The following is an 11,470-nucleotide window of genomic DNA, read 5'->3' on the forward strand; positions in this document are numbered from 1 at the left end:
TTTAGCCTCTGGTTACCAACTGACTGGCAAGCGTACTTTCTTTTTCTCTTTATTAGTAAATAACACGTATCCGTTCTTTTTGCCAAACAGGTATACATCTTTAGTGACGGCCACATCCTGTTTGCAGTATTCGGTGATCAGGTCCAGACGCCCTTCCTTCCACCATTCAAGGGCCTGTAATCCGTCCGCACTTTTAGCTGAATCAAGGGTTGCCTGAGCTATATTATCCAGCTTAAGGCGGTAACCCAGACGCTCGTGGACTTTAATCAGCAGGTCCAGAGTCGGTAGCCCCTTGTAATTGAACGGGTGTATTCCGGAAAGAACCTTGTAGTCGAAACGTTCGATGTTGAAGCCGATAATCAGGTCCAGTTTTTGGACCCGCTCCATCATTTCCGGGATCTGTTCTTCTTCGTATTCATAATATTTGTCTTCAGTGGAATCATAGAGCACGGCAATGGATATGCCCATGCGCTCGGCTTTATTCCAGCCACCGACATCCTGTGCCGAGCGGCGTGTTTCAACATCGAGAACTCCGAAATTTTTGGGTTCCTCGGGTATTTGTTCCTTTTTTGCTTCTTCGCCGAAGGGTACCAGTACCATAGATAAATCCTCAATTTTTTCCGGTGGCTGCCCGGTAATCATATTGTTAAGAATGTAGATAGCCGCGGCCTTGTCGATTGGTCTGTTGCCGGAACCGCATTTTGGAGAATGCACGCAGGTCGGGCAGCCCAGTTCGCATTCGCAGTCTACAATAATCTGCAAGGTCCTCTCAAGGAGTTCTTCGGCCTGTTCAAATGCCTGCATGGTCAGTCCCGCTCCGCCGGGAATGCCGTCATAGATAAAGACAGCCGGACCATCCACCTGCTCATGCATCGGTGTTGAGATCCCGCCGAGATCGTTGCGGTCGGTCAGTACCAGAAGGGGGAGGATGCCGATTGCCGCATGCTCCACCGCATGAATGCCGCCCATGAAGTGAATGAAATCATCTTCGGCCCTGCGTTTTATCTCCGGTGAAATTTCCATCCACAGACCCTGGGTTTCAAATACCACCGGAGGCATGTCCAGAGGTACGATTCCAAGCATTTTTCCGCCCTTAACGGCCCTTTTTTCGTATCCGGTTACCTGTTCTGTTACCCGCAGCCTGCCAAAGCGCATGACAATCCCGAAGATCTTTTTCTGAGAATAAATTTCCAGTATTTCCGTAGATTTATTTTTTCGGGCACGGGTATAATAGCCGACACGTTCCTGCGCTGCCCTTATTTTTTTGGCCCCGAGGTCGAGTTCTTTAATGCAGTAAGTCGAGCCGCGGTGGATATAAACAGCGCCCTCGTGCGCTTCGCTGTAGGCCCGTACTTCGTCGATGGTGCCGATGGTCGCGCCGCTGGCGGCATCTTCTATGTGCAGGGTAGATCCGGCTCCGCGCAGGGAAACCTCACGGTGGGGTCTCTTGCGGGTGGAATAGATTTCGTCCCCGCGTTTGTTACGCAGCAGCACACCTTCCTGCTCGAGCTCCGTAACCCGTTTTTTTATCTCATCGTCGCGGAGCAGATAATCGTTGTCCCGCAAGGTGAGCTCCGCAGCCGCACAAACAAGATGACGCTGCATTATCACCGGATTGTAGGGATTGAGAACCGCGTTCTCCGCGGGCCGGGAAAAGAAATCGTCAGGGTGGCGCATGAAATACTGGTCAAGTGCATCTTCCTGTCCGACGAGAATTACCGCGGATTCCCGCTGGCTGCGTCCAACACGTCCTCCCCGCTGCAGGGTGGCCATGACTGAACCGGGATAGCCCACCATGATGCAGATATCGAGCCCGCCTATATCGATGCCCAGCTCAAGTGCGCTGGTTGATATTACGGCCAGTAATTCCCCGGAAGACATTTTCTCTTCTATTTCGCGGCGTTCCTCAGGAAGAAAACCGGCCCGGTAAGCACTGATGCGGTCCTTGTATTCACCGGCCTTTTCATTAACCCACATGGCGATAAGCTCAGTCATTTTGCGTGACTGGGTATAAACGATGGTCCGTAAACCTCGCGCTAGTCCGGCTTTAAGGAGCTGAATAGCCGCGCTGTATGGCGATACTACCGGGTTGAAAAAAATGTAATTGCGTTTACCGCTGGCTGCGCCGGATTCAGTTATCTGACTTACTTCCAATCCGGTCAGGTCGTGGCAGAGTTCCGCCGGGTTGCCTACTGTGGCGGAAGAAAAGATAAATGAGGGGTTGGCTCCGTAAAATTTGCATATGCGTAGCAGTCTGCGGAAAACCATGGCCATGTGGGAACCCATCACACCACGATAGGTATGAACCTCATCGACAACAATGTGGGTCAGTCCGGCCAGAAAAGGTGACCATCTTTCATGATATGGCAGCATGGATAAATGCAGCATTTCAGGATTGGTCAGGATTACTGCCGGCGGATTGTCACGGATTTTTTTGCGCTTGTAAGGGGTTGTATCCCCGTCGTAGATGGCGGCTTCAGGACGGGCGTGTTCCGGAAGCAGGGCGGCCATTTCATTAAAGGTTTTGAGCTGGTCCTGCGCCAGAGCTTTCAGCGGGAAAAGGTAAAGGGCATGCGCGTCAGGATCACGCAGGCATTGTTCCAGCACAGGCAGGTTGTAGGTCAGGGTCTTTCCGCTGGCGGTGGGGGTCGCGACAACTACGTTGCGTCCAGCACGGGCGTAATCGGTTGCTTCGGCCTGATGCGAATACAGCTGCTCAATATTCCTGAATCCAAGCACGGAATTTACCGAGGGAGAAAAAGGGCGGCGCGGTTCGCCGTAGGATGGATCTTTTCCGTCCATGGTTCGGTGATGAACTACCTGATCACCCATGGTAGGTGAAGCGAGCAGGGCGTTAATGTATTCTTGTATTTTGTCAGGATTGTGCAAGTTATGTCTCCGGAGGCCATGCCGGGGGCTGGTTTTGATGCGCTATCGCGTTTTTGATCGATAGCATTTAGCCCACGGCCAAAGGGACTAAGCCGCTCCGCTCTCAGTATCCGTAAACCTCGAAGCGAAGCTTCTTAACTAACGGCTACAGGCCTTTGGAATCCCTATTGGGTTAAATAGATATAATTTAGTTTGGTTGTTATTTGGTTCAGGAAGCTAGAGTCATATCGTAAATTCAATTCGTCAAGAAAAAAGGACCGTGCGTATAAACACACGGTCCTTTTGATTTGTGAATGCGAAACGGCGAATCCTTAATAAAAGGTTTTAAGTCGCCGGAGGCATTGATTTATGCCTTAACGGTTTCACCGGTAGCTTCAGCGTTTTTAGCTGCGATGTCGGCAGCAGCGGTGAAGAGAACATCGGTGGAGCTGTTCAATGCGGTTTCGGCGGAGTCCTGAATTACTCCGACAATGAAACCGGCAGCAACAACCTGCATGGAGATTTCATTGGGAACACCGAAGAGGGAGCATGCCAGAGGGATAAGCAGGAGAGAACCGCCGGCAACTCCGGAAGCGCCGCAGGCTGATACGGAGGCGATCAGGCTGAGCAGCAGGGCGGTGGCGATATCCACCTGAATACCGAGGGTGTGTACGGCAGCGAGAGTCATAACGGTGATGGTTACTGCCGCGCCGCCCATATTGATGGTAGCGCCCAGCGGAATGGATACGGAATATGTGTCTTCGTGCAGGTCGAGTTTCTCACACAGTTCCATATTCACCGGAATGTTCGCTGCGGAACTGCGGGTGAAAAATGCGGTAATACCGCTTTCACGCAGGCAGGTGAAAACGAGGGGATAGGGGTTGCGTCTGGTCTTGAACCATACGATCGCAGGATTGATGATCAAGGCGATGGAACCCATGGAGATGAGCAGAACCATGATCAGGTGGCTGTAACCCGCCAGAGCGGAAAAGCCGGTGGTGGCGATGGTATTGGAAACAAGTCCGAAGATACCGAGAGGTGCGAAGCGGATAACCAGCTTAACGATTCCGGAAACGCCGTCGGAAAGGTCGGACAGTACTTTTTTGGTGGCATCATTTGCATTCTGGAAAAAGAAACCGAGTGCGAGCGCCCATGCGAGGATACCGATAAAGTTACCGGTGGAGAGGGCGTTGACCGGGTTATCCACGATTTTGAAAAGCAGGGTGTTCAGAACTTCTGCAATGCCGCCGGGAGGAGTTGCACTGGTATCAGTTGCAACAAGGGTAAGGGTGGTAGGCATCAGGAAACTCATGGTAACCGCAACCAGTGCAGCCATGAAAGTGCCGATCAGGTAAAGGGAAATAATGGAGCGCATGTTGGTATGCGTGCCTTTTTTCTGGTTGGCGATGGATGCCGCAACAATAACGAAAACCAGAATAGGTGCAACTGCTTTCAGCGCTTTGACGAAGAGGCTTCCCAGCAGACTGATTGATTTTGCAGCTTCAGGTGCGAAAGTTGCCAGCGCAATACCTGCTGCAATGCCGACCATGATCTGTACTACCAGACTGCCTGATGCAATGCGCTTAAAGATGTTTGAATTCTGAGTCATATTTATCCCCCGTGTTTAAAAAAATTATGCTAGACGGCTATCGTCATAGGTAAAGGTTATGAATATTGTCAACAATTTTGTTGAAAACAAGCTATTGGTTAATTTTGACCTATGTTTTTTTCGCATTTAGTAAAAAAACAATAAGCAAAACACAAACATAGATAGTTGCGTAACAATGAGTTACTATTGTATCGTTACAAATTTAAATGCCAAAAATGAACGGTTGACCAAATAGTGCATTATGAATTTATCGAACAATGTCGTAAAAAAAATGTTTGTTTTTGCGATATGATTAATAATAGGCTGTTTTTTTAATGAAAACTTAAATATTTGAAAATTGCTGTACGGTCATATATCTTTTCTAAAAATATGAAATTTGAACTTTAGAATATGGAAAGAAGCATGTCAGAATCACCACGCAAGTATATTTACTACTCAATTGCGGCCTCTATAATCACCATGATCCTGAAAACATGGGCCTGGTATGTTACTGATTCAGTTGGATTGCTTTCCGATGCATTGGAAACGCTGGTCAATTTATCAGCAGCTCTCTTTGCTCTTGCCACGCTGACTCTGGCTCTGAAGCCTGCTGATGAAAAACATGCCTACGGGCATGGTAAGGCGGAGTATTTTTCCAGCGGTGCGGAGGGCATGCTTATCCTCATAGCTGCCGTAGGTATTGTTTACGCTTCGATGGAAAGATTCATGAGCCCGGAAGTTCCGCATAACCTTGGTCTGGGGCTTGGGATTGCCCTGCTTTCGTCTGTGGTGAATTTTGTGACCGCGAGGATTATGCTCAAAGGTGCCGAAGTTCATGATTCAATAATACTTGAGGCGGACGCGAAACATCTGCTTACTGATGTTTGGACTTCGGTTGGTTTGGTGGCCGGGCTGGGGGTAATGCTTTTCACTCCTCCTTCATGGGCGTTTATTGATCCGCTTATCGCCATGATCATGGCTGGTAATATTGTTTTCACCGGATTTTCTCTGATCAGGAAATCCTATTCCGGACTCATGGATAATAATCTGCCGCAAGAAGAGCTTGTGATAATTGATGCGGCCATCCGCAGTTGCGGTGGAGAGGAGGTGCTTTATCACGGTTTGCGGACCCGTAAGGCCGGTTCGCAGCGGTTTGTTGATTTTCATCTGCTGCTGCCCGGAGATTCGACTATCACCGCTTCACATGATTTATGTACTGAGATTGAAGAGTGTATCAAATCTGATTTAAGGAACTGCCACGTTACCATTCATGTTGAACCCAAAGAAGATGCTGCGTCCTATGATTGCGAGGAGACAGGCGGACTGTGCGGCTCCATGATCAGGCTTAATGAAAAGCTTGGAGACGTTGAATAATTTTATATGCCGAGTCAGCGAAAAATTCATCATATTCATTTGAATACAGAACTTGAAAGTATTCTGTTGCTACCTGATGGGAAAGGTCCGTTTCCGGCGGTTTTGCTTTTCCATGAATACACCGGATTGAATGAAACAGTTATAAACCATGCGAAACGCCTCGCCGCATTTGGATATGCGGTGCTGGCAGCGGATTTTTACGGACTGCGTAACCGCCCTTCCAATACAGACGAGGCACGCAGCACTCACCGTATTTACCGCAATGACAGGCTGCTTATGCGAAAACGGGCTAGGGCTTGTCTTGATGTGCTCTACAGTCATCCGGAAGTAGATTTATCATGTATTTATGCTCTGGGCTTTTCATTTGGCGGCGGGGCGGCATTGGAACTGGCCCGCACCGGAGTTCAGCTGCAAGGAGTTGCATCGGTTTACGGCTACCTGGATACCAGCAATCCGGCATCTTCAGGAGATGTTAAATGCCCGTTACTGGTCATTCACATAAAAGACGATCCCGTAGTACCTGAACAACATCTGCGCATGTTTGAAAAAGAGGCGTATTCCGCCGAGGTGGATTATGAACTTCACCTTTTGGACAATGCGCGGCACGGTTTTATTAATCCTGAAGCTGAATGTTTTGATGCCCGGCTTGCTGATGAAATATGGAAGAAGATTCTGAATTGGTTGGAGAACGGAAAACCCCGGCACCTGAATACCGGGGTTCTTTGAAAATTTCTATAAACTGAATCCTACCAGCTGTTGCGGTGAACCCTTTCTTCTTTGTAGCGGTCTTTTTTCTTTGATTCCTGTGCGGGGTGGCCGATGACCATGAAACCGAGCGGGATGACCTGTTCAGGCAGGTTGAACAGCTTCGTATAGCCCTCAACCCTTTCTTTGATAGGATGGATTCCGGTCCAGACGGCTCCCAGTCCTTTTGCATGAACAGCCAGCAGCAGGTTCTGAATGGCTGCGGAGCAATCCTGTACCCAATATCCTGCATATTTTTCGAGGCTGAGATCACCGCAGACAAGGATGCCCAGCGGAGCGTTTTTAACCATGGCTGCGTACTGATTGATTGCCGGAATCGCATCCAACTTTTCACGGTCATCAACAACAATAAACTGCCACGGTTGCGCGTTTCCTGCGCTTGGAGCCATCATGGCCGCCCCGAGCAGCTCTTTTATTGTTTCTTCTGAAACGGGTTTGTCTTCGTACTTTCTGATGCTTCTACGGGAATGAATCGCTTCCAATACATCCATTGTAATTATCTCCTTTAAAAAATTAATTTTAGAATGTTTTTGTGTATCACAGATATAAATAAAAGCGGATCATCATTTTGTATGATGATTTAATAGACTTACTCACGGTAGAATATTTTAAGGAACATAGTTTAATTAAAATAGTGCTTGATTAAAGTTTATAATGTTATATTCTATTCATAATCACACCCCTGATTTGGTCTGGAATACTTTTGGTTGTTTTGCAGTCCAACCCCTTGGCGGTGCCGTTCTCCTCCCTCGCTAACCGATCGGCATCGCCATCTTCTTTCCAATAAGAAAGGGTGTGCTACATTTGTAGCACACCCTTTCTTTATTTTTATTTAGCCTGAATCGCTATTTGTTTTTAAAAGCAATACGAAAGCAGGTGATTGCTCCACCCCAGGTGATAACGAGTCCGAAGAGCATCATAATGATTGCGCTGGTTGTCATTTTTATCTCCTTTTGAGGAAGTCACGGTTGATGGAAGAAACTTCTGCGAACGCACCGGCTTTGCTGGAAAGCATAAAGCCGAAAGCGAGACAGACGGCTATGATAGCCCAGCCGAATGAGATAATAGCTGTGTTTGAGTATCCACCGTAGTTCTTGGAGATGTCGCCGATAAAGTTGGTGACGATCATGAAACCAAGCATGGCCGGTACAACGAAACGCAGGCTGTTCATCCACAAGAAACCAACAGTAATTTCGGAGGTTTTGTTTACGTGAGCGCGCATTTGATCGAGGTTACAGAACCATGCGACAAATACGATTTCAATAAACCCGCCAATAAGAATGCCGAAGTTATTGACAAAATGGTCAACAATATCGAGCAGCAGGAGTCCTCCACCGGTGGTGAAAACAATGCTGACGATAAAGCCAAGGCTGCAGCAGATAGCAACGGCTTTTTTACGGGAAAGACCGAATTTATCAATAATTGCGGAAGTGATAACTTCGTTGATGGAGATCATGGAGGAAAGGCCGGCAACAACAAGTGCCAGGAAGAAAAGCACACCGAAGAAAACAGGTGCGGGCATCAGGTTGATTGCGGTGGGCAGGGTGACGAAGGCAAGGCCTACACCCGCACCGGCAACTTCACTGATGGGAACTCCCTGCTGATGAGCCATGTAGCCGAGCACGCTGAAGATCATGATACCGGAGATTATGCTGAATCCGCAGTTGATGAATACAGTCATGCAGGCGTTGTTGTTGATGTCTGATTCTTTGGGCAGATAGCTGGAGTATGAAAGCATGATGCCGAACCCGATAGAAAGACTGAAGAAGATCTGGCCGAATGCATCAGCCCAGACTTTACCGTCCATAATAGCGGTGAAATCAGGTTTGAAGAGCCAGTTCAGGCCTTCCATAGCTCCGGGAAGCATAAGTCCTCTGCCGATGAAGATAAACACAAGCAGGAAGAGAAGGGGCATGAATACTTTATTGACCCTTTCAATACCGGATTTTACGCCGGTGAACAGAGCAATGAAAGTGAATGCCCATGCTGCGGCTGTTGCAAGGAATATTGAACCCTGTACATTACCCATATTCATGGGGGAATCGGTCAGGCCGAGGAAGCTTCCGAAGAAGAAATCCTTAGGCGCAGCCCCCCAGCCCTGGGTGAATGCAAGGCCTACGTAGTTCATCGCCCATGCGATAACTACTACATAGTATGAGGCAATGATGAATGAAACCACAACCTGCCACCAGCCAAGCCATTCCCATTTTTTGGAAATGGATGAGAAAATTTTTGGCGCGGAACCCTTGAATTTCTGGCCTAGACCGAATTCAAGGATCATGAAGGGGATACCAGCAGCAAGCATTGCTACAAAGTAAGGGATAAGGAAAGCACCACCGCCGTTTTCATATACCATATATGGAAAACGCCAGATGTTACCCAGCCCGATTGCAGAGCCCACGGCGGCAAGAATAAAGCCGGAACGGGAACCCCAAGTTTCTCTTTTTTGCATGTTTTCTGAACTCCTTAAGAAAAAACCAGCTAAAGCAGCAACCATTTTGCTGAATCAGCAAAAAATGTATGTAAAATGCACTAAACGCACAATTGAGCATATCGCATAGAATACATTTTTGTTATTGTCCATCAAATTCGGCAGCAGATTATTTCAAAAAAAACCAAAACTAGGTGTGGTCATAGTGTTATTATGTATATCTTGAACGCATAAATTAGCAAAATGAAATTTTTGTATAAGTATTTTTCGTATTGAGAAAACTTAATATGCATTATGAGAGTTATTATTAAAAAAAATTTTACTGCGAAGTGCTGGAAGAGCAAATGCTCTGCATGAAATAAAAATGACCAACAAAATAGAGTTCTCGACTAAAACCAATGTTGATATTATGCTTTGCCAGCTAAATTTAAGGAGTCGTTATGGCACATATTCTTGTTCTTGATGATGTTGTGGACGCAGGCATACTCCTCAAGCGGATATTGGAGCGCAAGGGGCATGAGGTTAGTGTCTTTTCCGAAGAGGAGGAGGCTCTGGCATTCCTGGATGGCAGCGGGGTTGAGCTGGCTATTCTGGATATTAAGCTCAAGAAAATGACCGGGGTGGAGGTTCTGGAAGAGATGAAAAAAATCCTGCCGGAGCTGAGGGCTATTATGCTTACCGGATACCCGACTCTTGAGACCGCCCGTGAATCACTTAAACACGGTGCAAACGAATATTGCGTCAAGCCGATCGATAAAGAAGAGCTGGAGGCCAAGGTCGCTGCTGTTCTTGGGGGTTAGAAAAATACGCAGGTGTATTTTAATTTGAGCTTGAATTAGCGTGTTAAATCTGCTTTTTAAAGGCAGTTTTTTTGCGTGAATGTACATCCTGTTTTTTCATTATATATAGCCGGAAAGGTCCGGTAGTAGAGTAAGGAGTATTTTATATGTCTGATTTATCTATACTTTTCCCCGGTCAGGGTTCTCAGGAATCCGGTATGGGCCGTGATATTGCTGAAAAATGGTCCACTGCTATGGATATGTGGAAGTTTGCCGAAGCCGAGTCCGGTCTGCCTTTGCGCGAAATATACTGGGAAGGTGATGCGGCTGATATGGCTAAGACCGATGCCCTTCAGCCGGGACTGACTGTGGTAAACCTTTCCATCTGGGCTTATCTGAAGGACAGCCTCAAGCCCGCTGCAACAGCGGGACACAGTCTCGGGGAATTCGCATCCCTCGGCGCTTCCGGTATTCTTTCCGTGGAAGATACCATTAAGGCGGTTTCCCTGCGCGGTAAGCTCATGTCTCAGGTCGCCAATGATGATCACGGCATGGCGGCAGTGCTCAAGCTGGATCAGTCCGCAGTTGAGGAAGCTGTTGAATTCGGAGCTTCCGAGTCAGGCAAGGAATTGCGTGTAGCAAACTACAATTCCCCGGCTCAGTACGTGATCAGCGGTGAAAAAGCTGCCATCGAAGCAGCTGGAACCGTGATTAAAGAAAAGAAAGGCCGTTCCATTCCTCTTCCTGTCAGCGGTGCATTTCATAGTCCGCTCATTCAGGAAGCCGCCGATGAATTTGCCGCTTATCTCGGCAAGCTGGATTGGAATACGCCTGCTTTTCCGGTTTATTTTAACGTAACAGCCGCCGCCGAATCCAATCCTGACGCGATACGCAAAATCATGAGTTCACAGATGACTTCATCTGTGCGATGGATCGAAATCCTGTCCAACCAGTATGATGCGGGAGCGCGTAATTTTCTTGAACTCGGTCCCAAAGGTGTGCTGACCAAGCTGTTGGTGGCGAACTTCAAGGGCAGGGAATATGAAGGAAAAGGCATCGGCAATCTGGAGCAGGCTGACGCCCTCAAATAGTTTAATAAATACGTACATTAGTATAAAAAAGGACCAGCCTGAAAAGACTGGTCCTTTTTTAATGTGCTGTTACATTGAGCAGCTTCCGCTTTCAAGGCAGTAATTGTCGATCACATTCATCATCTGGTTGGTGAAGTAAACGCAATTATTTCGGTCAAAGCAGCTGCTTACGTATGAAGAGTCCATGTGGGTGGACAGTGAATCAGAACCGTTTTCAAGAGTTATTACCCATGCATCCATGTTCTCATTGAACTCGGTGGACATGTCGATGTTAAATCTTTCGATTTCCGGGTACAGATCTATGACCATCTGCCGGATTTGGGAGTCGTTAAGTCTCATAGTTCCCCTCCAGCTTTTATGTTAACGATTTTTAATCAAATACTTTAATGCTACATATATTAAATATAAACCTTAAATAGCGACTGTCAATTTACTCAGCCTGATTTTTATCTTGTATGGTAGCTTGAATTCAATTTGTATATGTCTTTCATCGTGTTAAAATTATACCCGCAATCAAATTTACATTAAAAAATGTTTTTGATCAGTTCTGCTATTTCAGAACATTAGGAGAAGA

General features: G+C 47.2%; 10 protein-coding genes. 4 read left to right on the plus strand and 6 right to left on the minus strand.

From position 1 onward, the window contains the following. Positions 1 to 12: 12 nt before the first annotated feature. Positions 13 to 2,889: a DEAD/DEAH box helicase gene (locus ACKU35_RS03980; RefSeq protein WP_407944195.1), complete on the minus strand. Its 2,877-nt coding sequence runs from the start codon at positions 2,887 to 2,889 to the stop codon at positions 13 to 15. A 346-nt stretch (positions 2,890 to 3,235) separates the two neighbouring features. Next, the gene (gene sstT, locus ACKU35_RS03985) at positions 3,236 to 4,477 is read right to left on the minus strand and encodes a serine/threonine transporter SstT (RefSeq protein WP_319763366.1); all 1,242 of its coding nucleotides are present in this window, start codon (positions 4,475 to 4,477) and stop codon (positions 3,236 to 3,238) included. Positions 4,478 to 4,879: 402 nt separating this feature from the next. Between sstT and ACKU35_RS03990 the strand changes: the two genes are divergently transcribed. Both ACKU35_RS03990 and ACKU35_RS03995 read left to right on the plus strand, forming a co-directional pair. Continuing rightward, entirely contained in the window at positions 4,880 to 5,830 is a 951-nt protein-coding gene (locus tag ACKU35_RS03990) for a cation diffusion facilitator family transporter (RefSeq protein WP_319763368.1), read from the plus strand. Between the two features lie 39 nt (positions 5,831 to 5,869). Then, the gene (locus ACKU35_RS03995) at positions 5,870 to 6,556 is read left to right on the plus strand and encodes a dienelactone hydrolase family protein (RefSeq protein ID WP_319763370.1); all 687 of its coding nucleotides are present in this window, start codon (positions 5,870 to 5,872) and stop codon (positions 6,554 to 6,556) included. Positions 6,557 to 6,576: 20 nt separating this feature from the next. Here the strand turns inward: ACKU35_RS03995 and ACKU35_RS04000 are convergent, their stop codons facing one another. The 3 genes from ACKU35_RS04000 to ACKU35_RS04010 all read right to left on the minus strand — a co-directional run bounded on the left by ACKU35_RS04000 (position 6,577) and on the right by ACKU35_RS04010 (position 9,047). Next, on the minus strand, positions 6,577 to 7,086 hold the full coding sequence (locus tag ACKU35_RS04000) for a nitroreductase family protein (RefSeq protein WP_319763372.1): 510 nt from the start codon (positions 7,084 to 7,086) through the stop codon (positions 6,577 to 6,579). Positions 7,087 to 7,440: 354 nt separating this feature from the next. Beyond that, a complete protein-coding gene (locus ACKU35_RS04005; RefSeq protein ID WP_319763374.1) occupies positions 7,441 to 7,536 on the minus strand; it encodes a methionine/alanine import family NSS transporter small subunit in 96 nt (31 codons plus the stop codon). A 2-nt stretch (positions 7,537 to 7,538) separates the two neighbouring features. Beyond that, the gene (locus ACKU35_RS04010; RefSeq protein ID WP_319763376.1) at positions 7,539 to 9,047 is read right to left on the minus strand and encodes a sodium-dependent transporter; all 1,509 of its coding nucleotides are present in this window, start codon (positions 9,045 to 9,047) and stop codon (positions 7,539 to 7,541) included. 419 nt (positions 9,048 to 9,466) lie between these two features. On the opposite strand from ACKU35_RS04010, the gene ACKU35_RS04015 reads away from it, so the two are divergent. Next, the gene (locus ACKU35_RS04015; RefSeq protein ID WP_319763378.1) at positions 9,467 to 9,826 is read left to right on the plus strand and encodes a response regulator; all 360 of its coding nucleotides are present in this window, start codon (positions 9,467 to 9,469) and stop codon (positions 9,824 to 9,826) included. Between the two features lie 146 nt (positions 9,827 to 9,972). After that, entirely contained in the window at positions 9,973 to 10,896 is a 924-nt protein-coding gene (locus ACKU35_RS04020; RefSeq protein ID WP_319763379.1) for an ACP S-malonyltransferase, read from the plus strand. Positions 10,897 to 10,965: 69 nt separating this feature from the next. Here the strand turns inward: ACKU35_RS04020 and ACKU35_RS04025 are convergent, their stop codons facing one another. After that, positions 10,966 to 11,235 (minus strand): hypothetical protein, encoded by a 270-nt coding sequence (locus ACKU35_RS04025; protein ID WP_319763381.1) that lies wholly within the window; start codon positions 11,233 to 11,235, stop codon positions 10,966 to 10,968. Positions 11,236 to 11,470 lie beyond the last annotated feature (235 nt).

The sequence above is a fragment of the Maridesulfovibrio sp. genome (assembly GCF_963676065.1).
Taxonomy (GTDB): domain Bacteria; phylum Desulfobacterota; class Desulfovibrionia; order Desulfovibrionales; family Desulfovibrionaceae; genus Maridesulfovibrio.